At 44.8% G+C, this 23,466-nt stretch carries 22 protein-coding genes; 14 read left to right on the forward strand and 8 right to left on the reverse strand.

The window, feature by feature from the left end:
* Positions 1-85: 85 nt before the first annotated feature.
* Positions 86-1,060, reverse strand: coding sequence for a ParB/RepB/Spo0J family partition protein (locus CBX98_RS12255; RefSeq protein WP_109169318.1), 975 nt, complete (start codon positions 1,058-1,060; stop codon positions 86-88).
* Between the two features lie 7 nt (positions 1,061-1,067).
* Entirely contained in the window at positions 1,068-2,285 is a 1,218-nt protein-coding gene (locus tag CBX98_RS12260; RefSeq protein WP_005374503.1) for an AAA family ATPase, read from the reverse strand.
* 1,240 nt (positions 2,286-3,525) lie between these two features.
* On the opposite strand from CBX98_RS12260, the gene CBX98_RS12265 reads away from it, so the two are divergent.
* Positions 3,526-5,496 carry a replication initiator protein RctB domain-containing protein gene (locus tag CBX98_RS12265; protein ID WP_005392102.1) on the forward strand — a complete coding sequence of 657 codons (1,971 nt, stop codon included), beginning with the start codon at positions 3,526-3,528 and terminating at the stop codon, positions 5,494-5,496.
* A 289-nt stretch (positions 5,497-5,785) separates the two neighbouring features.
* On the opposite strand, the gene CBX98_RS12270 is transcribed toward CBX98_RS12265, so the two are convergent.
* From CBX98_RS12270 to CBX98_RS12280, 3 genes are read right to left on the reverse strand one after another with little or no spacing between them, the layout of a single operon-like run.
* Positions 5,786-6,253, reverse strand: a complete 468-nt coding sequence (locus tag CBX98_RS12270) for a hypothetical protein (protein WP_047009714.1) — start codon at positions 6,251-6,253, stop codon at positions 5,786-5,788.
* Positions 6,253-7,185 (reverse strand): ATP-binding cassette domain-containing protein, encoded by a 933-nt coding sequence (locus CBX98_RS12275; protein WP_006740905.1) that lies wholly within the window; start codon positions 7,183-7,185, stop codon positions 6,253-6,255. The genes CBX98_RS12270 and CBX98_RS12275 overlap by 1 nt, the downstream gene beginning before the upstream one ends.
* Positions 7,182-8,036 (reverse strand): ABC transporter ATP-binding protein, encoded by an 855-nt coding sequence (locus CBX98_RS12280; protein ID WP_109169319.1) that lies wholly within the window; start codon positions 8,034-8,036, stop codon positions 7,182-7,184. The genes CBX98_RS12275 and CBX98_RS12280 overlap by 4 nt, the downstream gene beginning before the upstream one ends.
* A gap of 361 nt (positions 8,037-8,397) precedes the next feature.
* Between CBX98_RS12280 and CBX98_RS12285 the strand changes: the two genes are divergently transcribed.
* Positions 8,398-8,595: a hypothetical protein gene (locus CBX98_RS12285; protein WP_005392088.1), complete on the forward strand. Its 198-nt coding sequence runs from the start codon at positions 8,398-8,400 to the stop codon at positions 8,593-8,595.
* A gap of 281 nt (positions 8,596-8,876) precedes the next feature.
* Positions 8,877-9,938 (forward strand): GTP cyclohydrolase II, encoded by a 1,062-nt coding sequence (gene ribA, locus CBX98_RS12290; protein WP_006740907.1) that lies wholly within the window; start codon positions 8,877-8,879, stop codon positions 9,936-9,938.
* 71 nt (positions 9,939-10,009) lie between these two features.
* Here the strand turns inward: ribA and CBX98_RS12295 are convergent, their stop codons facing one another.
* Positions 10,010-10,765, reverse strand: coding sequence for an ABC transporter substrate-binding protein (locus tag CBX98_RS12295; RefSeq protein WP_109169320.1), 756 nt, complete (start codon positions 10,763-10,765; stop codon positions 10,010-10,012).
* Between the two features lie 68 nt (positions 10,766-10,833).
* Here CBX98_RS12295 and CBX98_RS12300 point away from each other — a divergent pair, with 68 nt between their 5' ends.
* The 3 genes from CBX98_RS12300 (at position 10,834) to CBX98_RS12310 (ending at position 13,891) form a co-directional block, all read left to right on the forward strand.
* Positions 10,834-12,729, forward strand: coding sequence for an ATP-binding protein (locus CBX98_RS12300; protein ID WP_109169321.1), 1,896 nt, complete (start codon positions 10,834-10,836; stop codon positions 12,727-12,729).
* A gap of 100 nt (positions 12,730-12,829) precedes the next feature.
* The gene (locus tag CBX98_RS12305; protein ID WP_005374484.1) at positions 12,830-13,039 is read left to right on the forward strand and encodes a DUF3283 family protein; all 210 of its coding nucleotides are present in this window, start codon (positions 12,830-12,832) and stop codon (positions 13,037-13,039) included.
* Between the two features lie 135 nt (positions 13,040-13,174).
* Positions 13,175-13,891: a YebC/PmpR family DNA-binding transcriptional regulator gene (locus tag CBX98_RS12310; RefSeq protein WP_005392082.1), complete on the forward strand. Its 717-nt coding sequence runs from the start codon at positions 13,175-13,177 to the stop codon at positions 13,889-13,891.
* Positions 13,892-13,964: 73 nt separating this feature from the next.
* On the opposite strand, the gene rodA is transcribed toward CBX98_RS12310, so the two are convergent.
* On the reverse strand, positions 13,965-15,047 hold the full coding sequence (gene rodA / locus CBX98_RS12315; RefSeq protein ID WP_005392081.1) for a rod shape-determining protein RodA: 1,083 nt from the start codon (positions 15,045-15,047) through the stop codon (positions 13,965-13,967).
* Positions 15,048-15,454: 407 nt separating this feature from the next.
* On the opposite strand from rodA, the gene CBX98_RS12320 reads away from it, so the two are divergent.
* From CBX98_RS12320 to CBX98_RS12355, 8 genes are all read left to right on the forward strand, one after another.
* A complete protein-coding gene (locus CBX98_RS12320; protein ID WP_006740910.1) occupies positions 15,455-16,123 on the forward strand; it encodes a hypothetical protein in 669 nt (222 codons plus the stop codon).
* A gap of 9 nt (positions 16,124-16,132) precedes the next feature.
* Positions 16,133-16,831: an ABC transporter ATP-binding protein gene (locus CBX98_RS12325; RefSeq protein WP_109169322.1), complete on the forward strand. Its 699-nt coding sequence runs from the start codon at positions 16,133-16,135 to the stop codon at positions 16,829-16,831.
* Complete coding sequence (locus CBX98_RS12330; protein ID WP_109169323.1) at positions 16,819-18,087, forward strand: ABC transporter permease; 1,269 nt, start codon at positions 16,819-16,821, stop codon at positions 18,085-18,087. The genes CBX98_RS12325 and CBX98_RS12330 overlap by 13 nt, the downstream gene beginning before the upstream one ends.
* Positions 18,080-18,865, forward strand: a complete 786-nt coding sequence (locus CBX98_RS12335; protein WP_109169324.1) for an outer membrane lipoprotein-sorting protein — start codon at positions 18,080-18,082, stop codon at positions 18,863-18,865. The genes CBX98_RS12330 and CBX98_RS12335 overlap by 8 nt, the downstream gene beginning before the upstream one ends.
* Positions 18,866-18,910: 45 nt before the next feature.
* Positions 18,911-20,257 (forward strand): hypothetical protein, encoded by a 1,347-nt coding sequence (locus tag CBX98_RS12340; protein WP_109169325.1) that lies wholly within the window; start codon positions 18,911-18,913, stop codon positions 20,255-20,257.
* A complete protein-coding gene (locus CBX98_RS12345; protein ID WP_065645240.1) occupies positions 20,258-21,280 on the forward strand; it encodes a sensor histidine kinase in 1,023 nt (340 codons plus the stop codon).
* Between the two features lie 15 nt (positions 21,281-21,295).
* Complete coding sequence (locus CBX98_RS12350; protein WP_109169326.1) at positions 21,296-22,087, forward strand: LytTR family DNA-binding domain-containing protein; 792 nt, start codon at positions 21,296-21,298, stop codon at positions 22,085-22,087.
* A 68-nt stretch (positions 22,088-22,155) separates the two neighbouring features.
* Positions 22,156-22,806: a DUF2268 domain-containing putative Zn-dependent protease gene (locus CBX98_RS12355; RefSeq protein WP_109169327.1), complete on the forward strand. Its 651-nt coding sequence runs from the start codon at positions 22,156-22,158 to the stop codon at positions 22,804-22,806.
* A gap of 106 nt (positions 22,807-22,912) precedes the next feature.
* Here CBX98_RS12355 and CBX98_RS12360 read toward each other — a convergent pair whose 3' ends face one another.
* Complete coding sequence (locus CBX98_RS12360) at positions 22,913-23,407, reverse strand: peptidylprolyl isomerase (RefSeq protein ID WP_109169412.1); 495 nt, start codon at positions 23,405-23,407, stop codon at positions 22,913-22,915.
* Between the last annotated feature and the right edge of the window lie 59 nt (positions 23,408-23,466).

Here is a 23,466-nt window from a genome sequence, read left to right on the forward strand (position 1 = left end):
CTGACGCAATGGTATCACATCTTTAATTTGACGCTTCGCAGATATAAAAAAACCGCCCGGAGGCGGTTGATTCAATCATCTTTTGTTATTGCAGCTTGTTTTGCACAAAGGCAAGAATCTCTTCCATCAAGCTGTCGTCAACTTTCTTCAAGTTCAACGCCAGACTGCTACCTTTTCGGCTGTAGCTTGCTCGACCTTTTACTAAGTCGACTTTTTCGGTCTTCTTGCCAGGTTTTGCTGGTGCAAGCTCAGCGATCCAGTTTTCGATGCTTTCCGTGACTTCTTTTGTCAGACGAGCAACGCCTTGAGCTGTGCTTCGCTGCCATAAAAACCCTTCGCTAGAGCGACACTTATTTAACAGCTCTTGCTGCTGCTCTGGCGTTAACGTTGAAAACTGTTTGTGCAGTTTCACGATAGTTGGACGACCAAGATCGCCGACATTGGGATACGCTTGAAGCAGTTCTAACGGTAATGCCGCCGCTTTTAAAGCGCCACTTACTAACGCTTCACTGCACTGGAACATTTTCGCCAATGCTTTCTGATCTTCAGCTTCACCGCTATCTAGTTTAGCCTGCATCTCTTTACCTTTTTCGTACAAAGAGAGCGGCTTATGAGCATTTGCCACATCAGATAAAAACTTAGCATGGTCAGTATTGATGTTGTCAGCAACATAAACCAAAAAATCTTGTTCAGCGAGGATACAAGACATGCGACGACGGCTACCATCTAAAACTTCAATCTTGCCATCTTTAGTTCTACGACCCACAGCTGGATATTGTTGGCCACGCTCTTTGAGTGTGACTAAAACATCAGATAAAGCATGTTCGTTTAAGAACGATTGCTCACGAGCGTTATCAACAAACACCGTTGTTTCTGTCGCGACTTTCTCTGCAGGAATACGAACAAGTTCAAACTGAACAATATTTTCACCTGCGACAGCTAGCTCAATCGTTTGAGCTTTTTCTTTTGCCGCGGTTTGCGCCTCTTGTGGAGTCACAACACGACGTTTATTCGTTTTGCCAAATAATTTCGCGTTTAATTCAGACGTTTTCAAAGCCATTTACTTATTACCCCTGATTCAATGACGGCCAATTAGAATGCAGCACACGCTCTAATTCCAGTGCGCTTTTATGAACAGCATCTTGTGCGGTGGCTAGCGTCTTCTTACCGCCTTCAAAATCGCTTACTGTCAGATCAAATACTGTGCTGTAGGTATCGGCACAGGTTTCAAACGCACGGCTACGAGGGATAGTAGCCATCATAACTTGGTCACCTAGAAGATAGTTCATTTCAGTTAAAACAGAAACTTGCTTCTTATTGTCGTCCTCAAACATGGTTGGCATCAAGCGAACAAACTCAAGACCATTCCAGTCTTCCGGAAACATTTCATATACCGTAGGCAAATGCTGGAAGAAGTTTACTGTTGAAGCCCAGTCCAGACGCTTAGCCGCACAAGGGATTAACAACGCATTTGATGCATACATCGCATTCCATACTAGTGGGTCAACGTGTGGGCCGGTATCAATCATGATGATATCGAAGTCATCAGCAATTTTATCAATCAGTTGCTCTTTTAGCAGACGAACGATATCGAGTGATGGATCTTCAGATAGCGTTTGCCATGCTTCAGCATTAAACATTGCGTCTTCTGGAAACGCTGAAATCGACTTTAAGTTCGGGTATTGCGTTGGCAGCAATACGTTTTTACGCAAAAATTCACTATCAATTTCTACACCATCAGGCACGTTACCCAACATAATGTCTACAGCAGAATAGATATTGTCATGCTCTGCCATGCTGATTTGTGGGTTGAGGAATAAACGTAGCGAGCCTTGTGGGTCTAAGTCGATTAAACAAATACGGTAGCGTTTATCCAAATTTAGCGCTAAACATGCCGCTAAATGGACCGCTGTCATTGATTTGCCTGTACCACCCTTCTGGTTCTGCACGTTAATAATCCAAGGTTTGTTACCTGAATTCTTCTTACGCTCATGAAATTTAGGCACTTCAGCCGCATCCATAAGCATATGTGCTTCTTCTAACGTAATTGAATAGTGATTCGCGTTATTTTTAGTAAATTGATGGCCAGCCGCTTCCATCTTACCAATCGCGTCATCGAGCTTACGACGAGTTAAACCTGAACGGGTTTCCATCATCGCCTTAGACATTGGTGGGAAGTAGTTATCGCTTCGCTCTTCTAAAACAATTTCAATACGGTCAGCTTGAACCTGCTGAGTCAGCTCCGCCAACTCAAGAAGGTTTTCAATCGTTTTTTCTCTTTTCATGCCAAATTCCGTTGGAAGGATTTATGCTTGCAATTGTACAGCAGTAAAGACCAAAAACAACAAAAAGGTGCACGAACATTTTGAATAACCATCACATAAAAAAACACTCAAATCGACGCTTTTATGATTTATGGTAAAAAACATAACTATTTTTAATTAAATAATCTTCGAATAAATGGACACCTTAAACTTAAAAATAAAAGTGTTACAGCGTCACTCATTTACAATGTAAATCAATTTTCTACCGGAACGATTATATTATTAAGCTAAATTACGGATTGTGTTAGGCCAACCTAATTTAAACAAAAAATAGAAAGCAATCTTTCAACATGAACGCTAATAACAACCTTGATCATGTATCCGAGCCAAAAAGGGCTGTTCAAGTGATGCTCTTATGGAAGTATGATCAAGGTATGCTTATGATCATGCTTCCATGATAAAACACAAATACGAAAGCATGATCATGGAAAAATAGAGTAGATGAGGGTGTAAACTCGCGGATTAAATAAGATCCATCAATCGGAAATATGATCAAGCTATAGAATCTCTCGGAAGCATGAGTTTTTGTCTCTAATTTACGGTTGAATGCAGTCAGAATGGGGGATGGAGAAGAAATTAGTGGATAGAGAAGCCGGAACAATGAAATTGTTCAAGTGACTATGATAAATCTCACTCTCATGATCATGCTTCCTAAGAATAGCCCGAAACTAGGTTTTACTGCGGAATAAGAGCTACTTGGATGCATTTTCATCACATGAGTAATTTATCATCAATATTGTCTCCAGAACGATAGCTATCTCAGCTCTTGATCATCGATCCGAGTATCAATAACATCGACAATGCTCAATAAAATTCTCATTAAGATCATTATTAAACACAGCATCTGTGGATAACCTGTAAAAACATCATGATCATCGTTTCAAGACCCTTTTGATCATCTTTTCATAAACTTAATGATCATGCTTACGAGCAAATGTGATCATGCTTTCAGGCTATTGTTGATCATAGTTTCAGAATTAACATGATCATAGTTCCGACATGCATGAAAATAATCACTTTATAGAACATGCACTTAGCGGCAAAACAATAGCCAGATCATTAGATCATATAATCAATTAAGATCAGATTAATCAAAAAGATCAGTTATTTAAAAAACAATCTTTTTTCTTTATTTATGATCTGTTTTTCTTTATTCTTCGGAACCATAGCACAACTACGGCTAGTGTGATCTGGATCTAAAATGACGGCTGATGAAAAAATTCTGATTAAAGCACCTAGAAGCCATAAGGATGGCCATCTTTTTGAGGTACATGAATCCTCTGCAGATTGGGTAGAGCAGTACCAACATTTCAAAGGGGTGACCAAAAGCATCTTAGAGTTGCTTAATCTGATCTCATTGCGAGGTTTCAGCAGCAAAGATGGATTGGTTTCAACCACAGAGATTGTGGAAGCAACGGACGGACAACTCACTCGTGCAGCTCTGCAACAACGCTTACGTGCAGCAGTAAACATTGGTTTGTTTACTCAAACTCCAGTGCGGTTTGAAGAAGGACTTGCTGGTAAGACGATGTTACATAAGTTTGTTAATCCTAATCAGCTTATTTCAGTGTTGGGTGCAACAAGTCTTGTTACAGACAAAGTACGCCAAAACGAAAAGCAAAAACGTTCAAAAGCATTGGCTCAAACCCAAGTGAACAAGCGTTTGTTGAATGAACATGGGTTGAATACCCCTCCAACGATGAAAGATGAAGCCGATCAATTTGTCGTGTCTCCAACGAATTGGGCTGGGATCATTGACCAAGCACTTGCACCACCAAGAACTCGAAAAAGTTATCAGAAATCCATGGTGTCGATCTCTGGTACCAAAGCGGTTATTGAAACGCGATCATCCAAAAATATCATGACTGTGGATGATCTGATGACCTTGTTTGCTCTGTTCACGTTGACCGTGCAATACCATGATCATCACAAAGATCAGTATCAACTCGACGCAGCACACGTGCCAAACAAGACGCCGTTATACATTACTGATATTTTGTCGCTTCGAGGCAAAAAAGACAGTGGTCCAGCACGTGATTCTATTCGCGACAGCATTGATCGTATTGAGTTTACCGATTTCCAGCTGCATGAACTTACTGGTCGTTGGCTAAGTGAAAACATGCCAGAAGGATTCAAAAGTGATCGTTTTCGTTTTCTTGCTCGAACCATCACTGCGTCTGAAGAAGCGCCTGTAGAGGGAAGCGATGGTGAAATTCGTATCAAGCCAAACTTGTACATTTTGGTTTGGGAGCCTTCGTTTTATGAAGAACTATTAACGCGTGATTATTTCTTCTTGTTCCCACCAGAGATCTTGAAGCAACATACTTTGGTATTCCAACTGTATTCTTTCTTCCGTAGCCGCATGGTGCGTCGTCATACTGACTGCATGCTGCTGAGTGAATTAAACCAGAAGCTGGCACGTAACATCGAATGGCGACGATTCTCGATGGATTTGATCCGAGAGCTGAAGCGTTTATCGGATGGTAAGGGAACGGATGAGCTGTTTGTCGTGAATTTGTGGGGTTATCACCTGACGATCGAAACTATGATCGAGAATGACAAAGTGATGGACTACCAGATCGATATAAAATGCGATGTAGAAGAAGTCTTACGTTATTCACGTGCGCGAACAACCAACGCAGGAAAGCGTAACATGGCGCCTACGCTTCCAAACCCACTTCGTAATGAGATGGTTACCCGACAACAGCTTGAAGAGCTCTCAGGCATCATCGACGGCGAATTTGAGCCTATCCAACGCAAAGCGCCATCTCCAAGAGGGAATTTAGGCCGCCGCGTGAAGCAAAGAAAACACCTGGTAGAGATCAATGCAGACGAGATCACCATTACTTTATCTAAATATACCTCACCAGAGGCTCTAGAACGCAGTATAACGGCTTTATCTGCGATGACAGGGCACTCGTATGCCTCAATCAAAGAAGAGTGTTCTGATTACATAGAGAAGCTTGATTGGCTAAGGGTAGGGGATGAGCCAATTCCTTATGAGACATTAAGCAAAACCGTCGAGCTGTTTAACACTCAAAATGATATCAAGCATCTTACCATTGAGCGCTTGATTGCTGGATTAGCGGTACGTCGGAAGGTGTGCCGTCAAATCTTCGATGGCCACATGGATGAAATGGTATTCCGCGCTCTGGATGAAATGGCGATTTAAAAGCGTTGCTTGATACACATCAAGCAATAGGCGTGGCGTATTGATTTGAAATGTAACAATGTCTTTCGATGATAAAAAACAGACTTAACTCTAACAAATCACTGACATTAGGAGCCAAGCCTGAGACTACTATTTATCACGAATAGACAACCTTTTGTCCTTTCTGATGATTAATAGATTGGCTCATATTGTTACATTCATTCTGAATAGACTTCGCGAGTTTCTCCTCAGGAAACTCGCTTTTTTTTACCTCAAATTCCTCAAAGTAAGCCTTGATCATTTTTCCAGATTAATGAGATAAACCTTGATCATGCTTCTTGGCTTCATTCCAGTGTAAAGAACGCATCAAAGCAACATGCGACTCGATCAAGTTATGTGCTTGTTGTTGCCACTCATTTTGATCGCATTGCTGATTACAAAACTCTAACGCTAAAACGGTAAGGTGCTGAAGTCGCTTTAAACACCAATCTTTGATCAGAATATCGGTCGATACCTGACATGCCGCTTGCTCAAGCTTTGCGCTCGTGTAAAGCAAGGTTTGATACGCTTTTTGAGGATCTTGGTACCTAGCATGTTGAAACACACGTAAACAACCGTCTAGCCAGCAAGCAATCGCTTTGCTTTGAACTTCGTTCAGTTCTGGGCCAAACACGCCGTCGGGCGCTTGATATAAGATCGCTTCCAGGTTTTCAACTTGATCATGCTTCCGATGTTCATACCACATGGCGATCTGATCTTGCCAAGTCCTCAATTCCATTACGCAGCCTCAGTCCATTGTTTTACATAGTGATTGGGTCCTATTTGATCAAATTCGTCGACAATGATGCTGCTACGACTACGAATTTCATCGGCATCTATCGAATAGTTTGGCTCACTTTTCACTAAGTTACCAAAAGGAAGATCTGGATCTGGAACGGCTGAAATCAATAGTTTGGTGTACGGGTGCTGCGGATTCTTTAGTATTGAGTGTGTATCACCCCATTCAACGATTTGCCCTTTGTACATCACAGCTGTTTCTTCCGCGATGTAGTGTGCGGTCGCCAAATCATGAGTAATGTACAAAAAGCCGATTCCTAGCTCTTGCTTCATGCGCTGCATTAGATTCAGTACGCCTAGGCGAATGGAGACATCCAACATCGATGTTGGCTCATCCGCAAGAATGATTTGCGAACCGACGGCGAGAGCACGTGCTAAGTTTACTCGCTGACGTTGTCCACCACTAAGCTCGTGAGGAAACTTATTTAATGTCTCTTCAGGTAGTTCCACCAAATTTAAAAGCGCTTCCAAACGGGCAGGAATGTCACGCTCGCTTTTGATTTGCTTATGAATCTTTAAAGGGCGTGTGAGGTGATGGCGAATGGTATGAGTTGGATTGAGTGAACCAAACGGATCTTGAAACACCATTTGTACTTTACTGCGATACTCTTGGAGCGCTGAGCGTGACGTAATCTCATTGATATTAGTGCCATTGAAAAGGATCTCGCCTTCTGTTGCCGGATAGACTTTAGTGATCAAGCGAGCACACGTACTTTTACCACAGCCTGATTCTCCAACCAAAGCCAGCGTTTTTCCTGCATACAGATCAAAGCTCACGCCTTGGAGCGCACGGAAGGTTTCCTCTTTCGCTAAACCACCGCCTACTCTGAATTCTTTAATCACGTTTTTCATTTGGATGATAGGCTGATTCATGATTGCGCTCCTGGTCGTTCTGGTTGTTTGTGGACGTCGTGGATGTTTGGAAAAGAAGCCCATAGCTTTTGTGTGTAGGGATGTTGAGGATTATTGCGAATTTCGTATGCCTGATTGACTTCGACGATTTCTCCATGCCGCATGATGGCAATTCGATCACACAATTGGCTCATCAGCGCCAAGTCGTGCGTAATAAAGAGTACTGAGAAGCCAAATTCATCTCTAAGCTGATAGATTTGCTGTAAAATCTCCCTTTGTACCACCACATCTAAAGCGGTTGTGGGCTCATCCATAATGATCAGCTTAGGGTTCAAAGACAAAGCAATAGCAATCACTAAGCGCTGACGCATTCCACCTGAAAATTGGTGAGGGTATTCCGTTAACCGTTCTCGTGGAATATTGACCAAGTCCAATAGTTTTTCTGCTCGATCTTTCGCTTGAGCGTTGGTGAGTCCTTGGTGATGACGCAATACATCTGCGAATTGCTCTTGGAGCGTTAAGACAGGGTTGAGTGAGTTCATCGCGCTTTGAAACACCATGGCGATTTCACTCCACCTCAGAGCGGTTAGCTCAGAATCTGAGAGGTTAAGAATGTCTTTGCCATCAAATAATATTTTACCGCCAGAAATGAACGCTGGCGGCTTATGGAGACGATTGATCGAGAATGCGATCGTGCTTTTGCCACATCCCGATTCACCAGCAAGTCCAAATACTTCTCCTTTGCCGATATCGAAGCTGACGGATTTTACCGCATTGAAATCACCATTATCGGTGATGTAATCCACGCATAAATCTCGGATCTGGATGACCGGATTATTGTGGTATGCATGATTTAAGTTAATACCATCCATATAAACACCTTACCAATGTAAAAGATAATTATTATCATTATCAGGTGTGGTGGTTTTTAGAAAGTGGCAAGCGGCGAATCAGTGAAGTGACTCGAAAGTTAGGCGAAATAAAAAGTGGTATCCGGCGTTGTTAATGAAGTCAAGGAAGACGAGAATTGAGAGCTGGATCAGCACACTTTTTTTAGGGGGAATTATTCAAATTTAATCGTAAATTTGCCCCTTGGCAAAACTTAAATGATGGATCTATTAAGGAGTTAACGAAAGGGCGGGAGGGGTCACATTTCCCTACAGTTTTTCTTACCACCTCGTTCCTGTTTTGCTATAGATTACGCATCGAAAACATGGTGTGTTCGGAGGAAATATGTCCATTAATTCTATCGACCATGACGAGATGACCAACATCGCTCACAAATGGGAATTACCTGATGAAGAAGCCGTTGTGAAGCCTGAGAAAACAGTGAAATCAGCAGAAGCCAGAAGACGCATTGAAGCGCTACGTGAAATCCGTGAAAGTGGATTGACCATTGAAGAAGCAAGGGAGCTTGGCTTGATACACTGATTGCTCTAGTTTGGTATAGCAATCCATAGGGTAGTCGTCGGGCTGCCCTTTTTATTTTTCGCTCCATTTTAGCCATTGCGTCTTACCACAACATCTCACATCTCTTTATTTTTCTTATCCAAACGTTCTAATTCACCTCTATTTCACCTAAAAAGTTCTAGATCCAAACTCATTTTCATCTGTGTAGAAGTTTGACAATCTTACCTAGCGTTACTAAAAGATATATCAATAGCGATATGCTTTTTGTTGATTATCGCGACCACAAAGCAAGGAGCGCGAGTATGGTTGACCAAATCCTTTTTTATGAGCCCGATGAGCCCCACGGTTTTCTTTCCAATTTTTGCCATGCCCCAGTCAATATATCCTCCCAAACTTGGCCCACCAGCGAACATTATTATCAAGCCCAAAAGTTCCTCGATGCGCAGTTACAAAGCAAAATTCAACACGCGAGCACTCCCGATGAAGCATTCGCCTTAAGCCGAAAATACGAACATTTCGTCAGAAGTGACTGGGAGGATATGAAGTTGGCCGTTATGGCTTTCATCGTTAGAGAAAAGTTTCTGCAAAATCCACCTTTAGCGCAGCAGTTAATGAGAACGGGTAACGCTTGTCTTACAGAGCATTCTCACAAAGATGCCTTTTGGGGGGATGGGGGAGACGGTAAAGGAGAAAATCATTTAGGAGAAATTCTGATGAACGTTCGGGCTGAGCTGAGACATGTCGAGCCCTACAATCTCGTGAAGTTCATCGATAAAGCCAAATTGCCTACCCAATGGGGCACATTTATGATGTATGGCTTCGTTGAAACTGCCACGAACAAAGAGCATCTTGCCCTCGTGTATGGAGAGCCTGCAAACAGCGCAGCACCGCTTATTCGGTTGCATTCGGAGTGCCTTACTGGCGATGCCTTGTTTAGTACGCGTTGCGACTGTGGTTTTCAGCTCAATAGGGCGCTACAAAATATTGTCGAAGAGGGATGTGGTGTACTGCTTTATTTGCGTCAAGAAGGACGTGGTATTGGCTTGATTAATAAAATTCGAGCTTATCACCTCCAGGACGATGGCGCCGATACTGTAGAAGCCAATGAACGTTTGGGCTTTGCTGCCGATATGCGTGATTACGCATTCTGTAAAGGGATGTTAGAGCATTTGGGCATTGATGCGGTGCGACTAATGACGAACAACCCACGTAAGCTGGCTGCGTTAAAAGCGGTTGATATCAACGTCATTGAGCGTGTGCCCTTGCAAGAAGGTAATAATCCGAGCAATCAACACTACTTGCAAACTAAGGCGAGTAAATTAGGGCACATGTTTGATCCTAAGTTTGTCAATCACACCAAGTAAAGCATCATCTATGTCTCAATAGATGAAAACGCCAACGATAGAATCGTTGGCGTTTTCATTCGTTAGGTCATTTATTGATACCTTTGAATGATCTCATCAATTTCACCCGATGTTTTTAACTCAACCAAACGTGTATTGATGTAGTCCTGAGTTTCTGGCTGCATTTGGGGCGAAAAGGCCAAATAGATCGAGTAGTCAGGGATAACTGAGTCGAAAGATTGGATCTGAAAATCTTCTAGCGACAAATTGAGGCGTTTTAAGTTGTACATAACACGTGATTCCATTTCGACGAAGGCTGTATCTCCTGGTGTTCGGGTTATCACTCGATATGCGGCATCATAATCTTTAACGCGTATTTCATTCACACTACCATCCTCAAAGAATGGGATTAAATTCGGATAATCAAAACCGAGTAGTAATACGATAGATCGGCCATGCATGGTGTCCATATTCTTGAACTCTAACGGTTTCTCACTACTCGATACCAATACATGTTTTACAGTGTAAATGGGCTCTTCAGACAAGTTTTCTGATTGCACCTTGCCCCAGTTTGGGCTGCCGTAAGTTAGCCAGTTTGGTTCGCCACCTTCTTCTAATATGGAAATCATTCGTTTAAACGGATAAGTGTGATAATTCACCTGATAATCCGATTCAGCGAAAATGGCACTGACGATGTCAGTCACAATCCCGGAATGCATTTGCCCCTGTTGTTCTATTTGAAATGGCCTTGCTTGGTCGGCGATAACGTAATAGTTCACTTCAGCGGCAGTAGCATAAGTTCCTATCGCAATAAAACTAAAAGCCAATCTAAGTAGAAGTCTTTTCATCGTATCCTCGATTATTATTTGCGCGTGGCTATATTTAGAGTAGCGCAAGTTTATCGGAGCGATTTCATATGGATGAAAAAGAGCGATCTCAACGTCGATTTAGTATCGGCAACCAACTTATGTTGGCGGTGCTAACGTTGAGTTTAATCTTTACTGTCATCATTTCCGCTGTGAGTTTATATCGAGTTTTTAATGAAGATTTAGCCCATTTGCACGTCGAGCTAAAGCAGGTCGAATCCAGTTACTTATCGAGCTTTTCTGCCAGCTTATGGGTGGAGGATAGGGAGCTGTTACTCACTCAAGCAGAGGGCGCAATGCGCATGCCCTCTGTGGATTATTTACGTATCGCTAATGAAGATGAAGTTATCGTCGAACTGGGCACCGCTCTTTCTGAGGATGTCGTAGAAAGAAGTTGGCCGATGCAATATCGTGTTGGTGATAAAACCTATGATCTGGCGACATTGACTGTTCAGGCGGATCTGAGCTCGATTTATGAAGATCTTTGGCAACAATTTTTTTTCTTGCTTACGACAGAAGCGATCAAGATCCTATTGCTCATAATTGGCGTGCTTTGGGTCGCCTTCCGCCTCTTGGTCAATCCTCTCCAACTGCTTTCTGGCGCCGTGAGCGATTTTAGTGGCGGGAAGGTCCCAAGCAAAGTTACGCTCCCAAAGCGTTGGTGTTTTGACGAAGTGAGTGTGTTGGCGGAGAAATACAACCGAAGCGTTGAGAAAGTCCGTGAACATCAGACTGAGCTTGAAGAAGAAAGAGATAGAGCGGAAGTCGCCAACCGCAAAAAAAGTGAATTTCTTGCAACCATGAGCCATGAAATTCGAACACCGATGAATGGCATTATTGGTGTCGCTTCATTACTGGGTGACACCAAACTCGATCCTCAGCAAAAAGAGTTTGTAGAGATCATCGATAGTTCTTCTCACTCTTTAATGACGATCATCGACGATATTCTCGACTTTTCTAAAGTCGAAGCAGGTAAAGTCGAATTAGAAAATGCAAGCTATGATCTGCGCCGTATTTTGGATGATGTGATCAGCTTACATACTGTCAAAGCCAAGCAGAAGAATCTGCAATTGCTTAGCGATATTGATCCTCACTTGCCAGCGGAAGTGCAAGGTGATGCTGCACGCTTAAAGCAGGTATTGAACAATTTGTTGAGCAACGCGATCAAATTTACTGATCGTGGTCATGTGAAGCTTCTTGTTGAGTTAACACGTCAAGAGCATGATGTCGCCATGATTCGATTTCGCGTCGTTGATTCTGGCATTGGTATTGCGAAAGAGAACCAACAAGCTATCTTCGAACGTTTCCAACAAGCCGATGGCAGTACAACCAGAAAGTACGGTGGTACCGGCCTTGGTTTGGCGATTGGTGCTCAGTTGGTGAACTTAATGGGAGGAGAAATCCAACTGACAAGTGAGTTAGGGCTCGGTAGTTGTTTTGAGTTTTCGATTCCAGTTGTAGTAAAAGCACGGTCTACCTACACGGAACGACCTAATGTTTTGACGTTTCCAAAAGTTGAAGATAATGAAACCAGCCTCCAGCATGGCAATCAACCTTGGGTATTGATTGTTGAAGATACCATCGTAAACCAGAAAGTCGTCCGTATTATGTTGGAAAAGCTCGGCGTTCGAGTGAGCGTCGCAAATCATGGTGAAGAAGCGCTTCAGCTATGTGAGAAGCAAGCTTTTGACTTGGTGTTTATGGATTGCCAAATGCCAGTGATGGATGGCTTCATTACTACTGAGCGTATTCGACAAATGGGAGAGTGGGGGAAACACGTTCCCATTATTGCGTTGAGTGCCAATGTTATTAAAGAAGATCAACAACATTGCTTTGACGTCGGTATGAATGAGTTTGTCGCCAAACCTGTGACCAAAGATCGGTTGCATCAAATATTCGAGCAGTTTTTACCAAAAGCGCTGAAAATCAGTACGGGTCCCAAATAGTTAACTTGAAATTAATCAAGTTAAGTGCGTTTCTATTCTGCAATTGTAACTCTGTATGCTATAGTGCGCGGCTAGTATTTAAAGTACCTTGAGGCTGTAAATGTCGTTCAATCTATCCCTATTGCCGCCTGATGAAAAAAACAAAATCGAACTGGATAAACAAGCGTCGTTTTTGGTTTGGAAGCTCAGAGAGGCCAAATCTGGTCCTGAAGCAATAGAAGAACAGTTGTCCAAGATTAACGATGCTGATGAAAAAGCGTTTTTTCAGCAATCGGTCGAAAAGTACAAACGAGTAATGGGTGTCGCTTAACGCGAATCGTGACAACGGTATAAAACTATGTGGCGAATGAGGTAACCTCCCCATTCCTTTGCTAAGCGAAATTGAAAAGGTTTCGCTTTTTGCTAAAATCCTTCGCATTAAATTTGAATTTAGAGAGACATCCCGATGGGAAGAAGTTTTGAAGTGCGCAAAGCCTCTATGGCGAAAACTGCAGGCGCGAAAATTAAAGTTTATTCCAAATACGGTAAAGAAATTTACATGTGCGCGAAAAACGGCGGTAGTGACCCAGACATGAACTTGTCTCTTCGCCACCTGATCGCGAAAGCGAAAAAAGATCAGGTACCAGCGCACGTTATCGACAAAGCACTAGACAAAGCGAGTGGCGGCGGTGGTGAAGATTACCAACCAGCGCGCTACGAAGGCTTCGGCCCTGGCGGTACTAGTGTTATCGTTGACTGTCTGACCGATAACGGCAACCGTACTTTCCAAGATGTACGCCAATGCTTTGTTAAAGTGGGTGCGAAAATTGGTGTTGAGGGCTCAGTTTCTCACATGTTCGATCACCAAGCGGTATTCCAGTTCAAAGGCGACGATGATGAAATCATCCTAGAAACGCTAATGATGGAAGATGTAGACGTAACTGACGTTGAGCTAGAAGACGGTGTGATCACTGTATTCGCTCCTCATACAGAGTTCTTCAAGACGAAGACAGCACTAAATGGTGCGTTCCCAGATCTAACGATCGATGTGGAAGAAATCACTTTCGTTCCTCAAACTCACACTCCAGTAGCGGGTGAAGATGCTGAGAAGTTCCAGAAATTCCTAGATCTTCTAGATGACTGTGACGACGTTCAGCAGGTTTACCACAACGCAGAGCTATAATTTCTTAGCTTCCACCGTTGTAAAAAGGCTTCCCGAGGGAAGCCTTTTTTGATAGCACTCTTTGCTAGCAGCATTATACGTTGCGATATTTGGAATAACACAGTGACATGATCACACCAAAGCAGATGCCTTGCGTCAGCATGGCCGTGCCGCCGTAACTAAAGAACGGCAAAGGGCTTCCCATTACTGGCAACAAGCCGCTCACCATGCCTGTATTGATAAAAGCATACAGGAAAAAGCTCATCGCTAATGCACCACTCACAAGCCGACTAAAAAAGTGATCAGACTGACATGCAAGCAACATGACGCGCGCGGTAATAAACAAGTACAGTGCGAGCAAGACTAAACTACCAACAAAACCCCACTCCTCGGCATAAGTCGAAAAAATAAAGTCCGTATGACTTTCTGGAATAAAGCCAAGTGTTCCTTGCGTAGCATTCATCCAACCTTTGCCTTTCATTCCGCCGGAGCCTATCGCAATTAAAGATTGGATGATTTGGTAGCCCGAACCTAACGGATCCGACTCCGGGTGCAAGAACTGAGTAACGCGGCTTTTTTGATACGTCTCCATGACGAAGAACCACAAAATAGGCGCCAACGTTAATATACTCGCGACAAAGCCACCGATTATTTTCCAGCTCATGCCAGCTAAAAATAAAACGAATAAGGCGTAAATGACGGTAAAAACTGCACCGTCTAAATCCGGTTGTAGCGCGATTAACCCGGCAGGAATCATAGTGATGAGTAAGCAAAATGCAATTTTCCTACTATCTGGTCTGCCGCCTTCAATATGTAGCATCCACGCGATCATGATTGGAATCGAGAGTTTGATTAGCTCCGAGGGTTGAAAGCGAAAAAAGCCAATATCGAGCCAACGTTGAGAGCCATTAGTGCTATCGCCAAACAAAGCGACAGCAAGTAGCAGCGCAACCGCAATAATGTAGAGATATGGAGCTGAGCGTTGATAGCTAGCGGCGGGAATCGATGACATGACCAATATACAAACCAAGGTCAGTCCGCAGCGTGCTAAATGCTTGAAGAGCATGGCCTCATTAAAGCCACTGGCACTCCAAAGTGTTAGTGTACTCAATAGCATGATCGGAATGATCGCCATCAGCAGTGGCAAATCGACCCTGGGGAAAAAACGCTTATTCATTTTCTACGACCTAATAACGCACCCAGTTCGAGCGCGAAAACAACCAGAACTCGAGAGTTCGAACTATTCCGATGCTAAGAATCCTATTTGGAAATAACAGACACCATGCAAAGGTGTGTATGAGAGGAGCGTCGATGTCGTCTGTTATGGGTAAGCTGCTTGGAAAGCTGTGGAATGGATAAATACACTAGACGCAGGTTTTAAGCCAGTATTTTTATTCCTATTGTGGTGAAAGACAGATGCTTACAAACAAGCAGGGATATATGCTCTCTTTAAGAAGGGAATGTCATTCATCGCAGCAAACAACCGTTCATTCTAAATAACTGCCATTGGTCGCATGCAAAAGCAGCGTGCGATCTTCTCCCTTAATCTGAAACCATCAAATCACGTTCAACTAAGGACAGTACATGATGGTTTCTCAATCTCGCTCAATCAAAGCTCTTAAACTGGCAAGTACGTTTATCGCCGCATTTGCACTCAGCAGCAATTTGGCTCTGGCTAACCCAAGCGAGCGCACACTCAGTCAATTCAACCAAGCGGCGCAAGGTGACTCTGGTTTGGTTGATACCGTTTACGGCGAACTATCCAAACAACTCGAAGAGCAGGGAGCAACGCCGGTGACCTTGGTGTATTTAGGCAGTGCTGAGACGTTGCAAGGTCGTGAGGCGTTTATGCCTTGGAACAAGATGAAGTTCACCGAGCGCGGTCTTGCCACAATCCAAAAGGGTTTGGATTTAATGGCGAATCAGCCAGTACCACTGCAAGAGCAACAACGTTTACAAGGCTTGCCGGAATACCAACTAGCCACCGCCATGGCAGCCACCACCTTTACTTCTCTACCTGACATGTTCAATCACTTTGAGCGTGGCTACGAGCTGTACCTTTCTCTGCTCGATGAACCGAGTTTTAGTCAGCAACCTTTTGCGGCAACGTCTTGGATTTATCGCTACGCCATTGAAGCGGCACTGCGCGCTGAAGACGTTCAACAAGCCAAAACATGGTTAGTGCAAATGGAGCAATTGGGCGACAGCAACCTAGAAACGCAAACCGCGAAAGCGCTGCTAGCCAAGTATTAGGGAGGCGTCATGATCGTTTTTAATCAACTTAGCCGCGAATACGCCCTTGGTAGCCAAACCGTACGTGCATTGCGAGACGTGTCTGGTGAAGTGTTTGCCGGCGAAATGGTGGCATTGTGTGGACCGTCTGGCTCAGGCAAAAGCACCTTACTTAACGTGCTTGGCATGCTGGATACTCAATACCAAGGTCAGGTGACATTTGCCGGTAGCCCATACCCAACCGAGCAAATGCAGGCGGCGAAAATGCGCCGAGAAAAGCTTGGTTTTGTGTTCCAAAAATTCAACCTTGTGCCTGTGATGACGGCATTGGAGAACGTGGCTTATCCGCTGCATCTCAACGGCTTTTCAAAAGCAGAACAAACCGAGCTCGCCACACAAATGTTAGAACACGTTGGCTTGGGCGAGTTTATTCATCACATGCCCGATAACCTATCAGGCGGTCAGCAACAACGCGTGGCAATTGCGCGCGCCTTAGTGCACAAACCAGCGTTGGTGATTGCTGATGAGCCAACCGCAAGTCTTGATAGCCAAACTGCCAACAAGGTCATCGACATCATGAAAGGGCTCGGACACGAGCTTGGCACTACTTTTATCGTCGCTACACACGACCCTCGTATGGCATCCCGTTGTGATCGCACCATTGAATTGGTGGACGGCAAAATTACCCAAACGCACGCAAGTGTGGAGGAGGTTTCATGGGCAAGCTAATTCCAGTTTCCGTTCGCCTTGCTTGGTTGAACCTGCAACGCAATCGCCGCCGCAGTTTGTTGTCGATGCTGATCATCGCCATTGCCGTGTTTGCATTAACCAGTGCGGGCGGTTTTGGTCTGTACACCTACGACAGTTTGAAAGAGTCGACAGCGCGTGATACGGGGCATCTGACGTTAACCACGCCGGGTTACTTCGCTAAAGAAGAAGAGATGCCGCTGAGTAACGGGTTAACTCATGCCGACGATATCACCAAGCAATTGATTGGGTTGAATGAAGTGCGAGGCGTTCAACCACGAGTTGAATTCAGCGGTTTGATTTCCAACGGCAACAAGTCTTCGATCTTTATCGGCATTGGCGTGAACGAACGCGAATTCGATATGAAAGGACCGTTTTTGGACGTGCGCGAAGGGCAAACACTTTCCAACATTCATGCATCGCGTTATGACCCAGCAGAGCCAGAAGTGATGCTCGGCGTTGATTTGGCAAACAACCTAAGCGTGCACGTTGGCGATTGGATTACCTTGCTGGCGACCACAACCGACGGCGCATTGAACGCGTATGACTTCAAAGTACGTGGCATTTACTCAACCGGCGTGCCTGAGCTTGATAAACGCCAGCTGTACGTGCACATCAATAGTGCGCAATCGTTGTTGGGCTCCGATAAAGTCAGTGCGTTATCAGTCTTCCTGTTCGATACCAGTTTAACGAACCAAGTCGAGCAACAAGTGGCTTCGGTTCTGAGTAAGCAAAAACAGAACTTTGGTGCTCAAGATATTGAGATTACGCCTTGGCAAGAACGCGCGTTCTTCTATCTCAAAGTGAAAGATTTGTACGACCGTATCTTCGGCATCATGGGCGCAGTAATGGCGTTGGTGGTCTTTGTCGCGCTGTTCAACACCATGACCATGTCGGTAACGGAACGCACCCGTGAAATTGGCACCTTGTCAGCACTTGGTAGCTACCCTCGCGAAATTATTGCTGGGTTCTTGCGCGAAGCAGGGTTACTTGCCGTGATTGGCAGCTTAATCGGTGCTTTGTTTACGGCGCTAGTCACCGTCTTACTGATGGTCGTGGATGTACAAATGCCGCCACCACCAGGACGCACGGAAGGTTACCCATTAACGATTTACTTCTCTTGGGAGCTGGTAGCTATAGCAGGATTTGCAGTATTGATGATTTGTTTGGTTGCGGCGTTTTTCTCGGCGCGCAAAGGGGTGAATAAGCCAATTACGGAGGCACTGATTTATGTTTAATTTCAAATCACTATTACCAATTGCACTGTTGATGGTAAGCGGCGTTGTAAGCATGAATGCCAGTGCGAATGAAGCAGCGCTAGATGCACAGCAAGTTGCGCAATTGATTGAAAAAGCGGACAGCTACCGCTTGCAAGATGATTCCTCCAAAGTGGTGTCACTGGTGCGCTTATATCAAGACCAAGAGTTAGATAAAACCCGCCTTTACCATGTGTACACGCGTCCAAATCGTGAATCGTTGGTGGTGTTCAAATCGGCAGTTGAAGCCGGGCAAAAGATGCTGATGATGGGCGACAACTACTGGCTGCAAATGCCAAAGAGCCGCCGTCCGATTCGCATTACGCCGATGCAGAAGCTGCTTGGTGAAGCGTCTATCGGCGACATCTCAACCTTGACGTGGAGCCAAGATTATCAAGGTGAATGGAGAGCGACAGAAACTGTTTCGGTGAATGGAGAAAGTGTTGCGGCTTATCACCTTACCTTAACCGCGAAAACCAAAGGGGCGAGTTATCAGAAGATCGACTTGTGGTTGTCTGAGCAAGATGCGTTTCCAATCAAAGCTGATCTTTACTTGCGCTCTGGCAAACTCGCCAAGCAAGCGCAATATGGACGTGCAACCGACAACGGTGAAGACTATGTCAGTGAGATGACCTTGCTTGATAGCATTCAGCCGAGCAAAAAGACCGTTATCGAGTACCAAGAAATCGTGCCTTGGCAACTGGATAACAAGTTCTACAACCCAAGCTATTTGCCTAAAGCCAATACGACTCAGCTTTAGTCTGAGCTTCGTAAATAGAACCATGAAAACGAGCAAGGAAGTCACATGAAATCGCACCAGTCTAACCTTAACAAAAGCACCAGTCTGTTGATTGCTGCCTCATTGTGTGTGGGCGCGTCAGCCCCTGCTTTTGCCAATGATGAGCTGAGTTTTGAGTGGGATTGGGCTGTCAGTTACGAAACTGCCAAGCAGCGTGACAGCGCATTTATGCAGGCGCAGGGCAGTTCTCGTGATTCACTTAATGCACTCTTGGATGTGCAGGTGAACTATCAAAACTTCAGTGGCTTGTTTGCTCTGTACAGCCAAGGTTTGTACCTCAATCAACAAGGAGATAGTGATTGGTGGAGTGAAGCTGATAACCAATTGCTGATTCGAGAGCTGGCTTGGCTAGGGGAGTGGCAAGTCGGCGATACCACTGTTGATGTGAGCTTAGGTAAGTTGCGCGTGGATTGGGGCGTAGGTTATGGCTACCGACCTTTGGATCTGTTTAAGCCGTATCGACAAAACCCTGTTGGCTTAGTCGCAGAAGAGGGCGCGGGTGTGTTTTCACTTTCACACTACGATATGGCCGGCGAATGGACCGTCATTGCGACCGATTCAAGCTGGGGGCAACAAGACCAAAGTGCACTTGATCAAGCCGCAGAGCAACAAGGTGTTGGTATTCGTCGTTATGCGCTGGTGGGAGACACCGAGTATCAACTTATTGGTTATTACGATGATGTGCGCCGAGGTTTACTCGGAGCCAGTGCCATTGCCGTGTGGGATGAATCCATCGCCATGCACGGTTCCATGCTGTGGCAAAAGCAAAGTGTCGGCTATCAGTTTCAGCAGGATGATCTTTACCAACCCGTTTCAGTTGAGGAGCAGGGAAGCGCATTCCAAGCTTTAGTTGGGGTGAACTGGGCAAACCAAGCTGGACACAACGTGATCGCTGAATATTGGTACGACAGTCGTGCATGGTCGAAAAGCGAATGGCAACAAGCAATAGAGCGTGGCGAATTACTCTCTCAGATCCCTGATCCTAACAACTCTCTGTTGGCTAGCAGCGCTCTACTTGCGACAAGCTACGCCCAAGGGTTTCAGCATGCCAATATCGTTCAGCATAACGTAATGCTGCACTGGAGTTGGGATGTGGAAGCATGGGCTGCATGGAACGGCAAAGGGGATATGGGCTGGCTAAGTGATGTAACCCCTACGTTGGATGTGATGCTGTCGCCACAAGATGGTGGTGTGATCGTCATGCAGTGGCTTAAGTACCAATGGATTGATACTGGCGATCAAAGTGTAGAAGTGGAAGTTGCCGCACGCTTTTTAACCGGAGACGACCAATCTGCTTACGCACAAATCAATGATAAGCATATGATTGTATTTAACATCAAAGGTAAATTCTAAATGTATTCAGCTAAGTTAATGGTAGAAAGTGGATGGCTACGCAGTGTGGTTGTCACGACTTTATTCTGTTTGTTTATCTCGGTAATGACATTGTCTGTTTGGGGGGGGCCTTACTATGTGCATGTATTGGTGAGCTTTGGTTTTGGTTACTCCGCCTTGTTCTTCTCTTGGTTAGTCGACAAGTTGTTTCCTAGCATCCCTCGTAGACTAGAAATTGCTTTGTCACTGACCGCCTGTTTGTTGTTTGGCGTCATTAATGCGCAGTTTTGGCTCGGTGAATACTTCGGCATTTCGGGCATGCTGCCAGTATTGCTGATGGGCTTGTTATTCAGCGGCATGTGTTACTTTTATTTCCACTCACGAGAGAAAGAAGCGATTGCTCAGCGTGAATTAGAGAGTATCAAGCGTGAAAAGGCAGAGCAGGAACGTGCACTGTTGCTAAGTCAGCTTAAACAGATGCAAAGCCAGATTGAACCGCATTTCCTATTTAATACCTTGGCAAATATCAGCGCGTTGATGTCCCAGGACGTTGATAAGGCCAAGCAGATGTTGGATCAACTTACCGCACTATTACGTGCGACGCTAAAAAGCTCACGTGAAGAGCACACCACGATTGAGAATGAAATTGCCTTAATTGAAGCCTACTTGAGTATTCAGAAGATACGTCTGGATGGACGTCTAAGCTACAAAATTGAAGTAGAAGACGGTTTAGGAACAACAGAACTGCCACCGATGATGTTGCAACCTTTGGTGGAGAATGCCATTGTTCACGGTATTGAGCCAAAGCGAGAAGGCGGCGAAGTCAGTTTACTCATAAAGCGCGAACAACAGAACTTGCAGATTGAAGTCAGAGACACAGGTGTTGGCTTAAATCACGTTAGTGGGCACATGGGCTCCGGCGTGGGTTTGAGTAATCTCAAGCAGCGAGTTGAAGCTTTGTTCGCAGGGCAAGGAGAGGTTGTTATCAGTGAGTCTGCTCAGGGTGGCGTTTGTGTTCGCTTGAGCTGGCCAATGGAATCGTAAGCAAGGAAGAAAGGAATGAATACAGGGTTTACTGCCATTATTGCTGATGATGAACCGCTATTGAGGCGTCATCTTGATAAAAGCCTAGCTGAAGTGTGGCCTGAGCTAGAGGTAATAGCCAAAGTCGCAGATGGTGAACAAGCGTTGCAAGCCATTGAGCAAAGCCAACCTGACATTGCGTTTCTCGATATTCGTATGCCAGTTTTGGATGGCATGACATTAGCACAAAAGCTCAATCAACTCGCCAATCCCCCTTTGATTGTGTTTGTCACCGCGTACGATGATTACGCCATCAAAGCTTTTGAGCAAAATGCCGCCGATTATTTGCTTAAGCCTATCTCGGATGAGCGACTCCTGACGACGTGTGAAAGAGTGAAAGCACGCCTTGCTAAGCGAACACAAGAGAGCAGCAATGTGCAGATGAGCAGCCTGTTAGAGCAGTTGCAGCAATTATCCGCGCCACAAACGCCGCAGTATTTACAGTGGATTAAAGCGACGCAAGGGGAAGATATTCATCTGATCGCCACGTCTGATGTGTTGTATTTCAAAGCGGAAGAAAAATACGTTTCTGTGTATGCACAACAAGGACAAGGCAAAGTGCAGGAGTATTTGATTCGCACCTCGTTGAAAGAGTTGATAGGGCAGCTTAACCCAGAACAGTTCTGGCAAGTGCACCGCTCAAGCGTTGTGCAAGTGTGCAAAATTAGCAAGGTAAACAAAGACTTTACAGGCAGAATGTTTGTTCACGTTGGAGAAAACAAGCTCCCGGTGAGTCGTGCATCTCAAAGTTTGTTCAAAGGGATGTAATTGCTAGAACTGCTCACTCTTTACACTGTAAACTCGCTGCTCTTAACCCACATTATCAAGGAAGATAAATGAGTTATCGCGTAACCCTGTTAAATGCGACGGGAGAGTTGTCTCCAATCTCTGAGTATTTGCATCAGAAACTTGATGATCTGAGCTCACAACTTTCTAGTTACTTTGATTTAAGTAACAACGATTTAAGTAATGTTGACCTGACTGTTAGCCCGTTTGATCGCAATGACGTACCGCAGACGGGGATTGGTGGCTATTGCTTAAGCGCCTATCGTGTAGAGATTCTGCTTGATACTCAACGTGCTGATATTAAAAACGTTATTGAGAAAGAACTGGCTGCGGTGTTAGCGCATGAGTTGCATCACCTGTTCCGTATGCGAGCAGGAGAGAATGGCGTTGCACTTGGTGATGTGCTGATTATGGAAGGGTTAGCTTGTCATTTCGAACGCAAGGTGAATGGAGGCATCACACCGAGCTTGTTTGAGAAAATCAAAGATCAAGATTGGCGCCCTTTCTATGCTGAGATGAAAGACAAGTTGACCAGCTTAGATTACAACTTCGACGCTTACTTTCTTGGCAGCGATGAAAGCCGCTGGCCGAAATACATGGGGTATTGGGTTGGGTACAACCTTGTTGTTGAATATCTGGCTGATTTTCAAGGCTCCGAGCTTGATTTAGTCGGAGCAAAAGCCGAGCTTTTCTATCAATAACTCTAGCTAGTAGGCTGAGTCATAAAAACAAAAAGCACCTAAGTCATAAGGCGTTAGGCGCTTTTCTCGTTTTATAGCGACGATTTCTACCAAGAGGCGAATGGGCTTATTCGCTGACTGTCACTTTCTCAATAATGATTGGATCGCATGGTACATCATCGTGACCAAGCTTAGAGGTCGTTTTTACTTTCGCGATGCGGTTTACGACATCCATACCCGCGGTCACTTTACCAAATACCGCGTAACCCCAGCCTAGGTTAGTGGTTGCGGTGTGGTCTAGGAAATCGTTGTCTTCCAGGTTAATGAAGAACTGTGCCGTTGCAGAGTGCGGTGCATCGGTACGCGCCATTGCGATAGTGCCAACAAGGTTCTTTAGACCACGGTTTGCTTCGTTTGCGATTGGGGCGCGTGTTGGCTTTTCTGCCATGTCTTCGGTGTGACCGCCACCTTGGATCATAAAGCCGTCGATAACGCGGTGGAAAATGGTGCCGTCGTAAAAGCCATCTTCACAGTATTTTTTGAAGTTCTTTGAGCTAACTGGCGCTCGTTCTAGATTCAGTTCAATTTCGATGTCACCGAAATTGGTGGTCATGGTAATCATCTGGTTTTGCCCTTGTGGGTGCTTAGTTGGCGGCATTATAGCTAAGTCGCTTGAGGATA

The organism is Vibrio sp. T9 (genome assembly GCF_003123985.1).
GTDB classification, from domain to species: domain Bacteria; phylum Pseudomonadota; class Gammaproteobacteria; order Enterobacterales; family Vibrionaceae; genus Vibrio; species Vibrio diabolicus.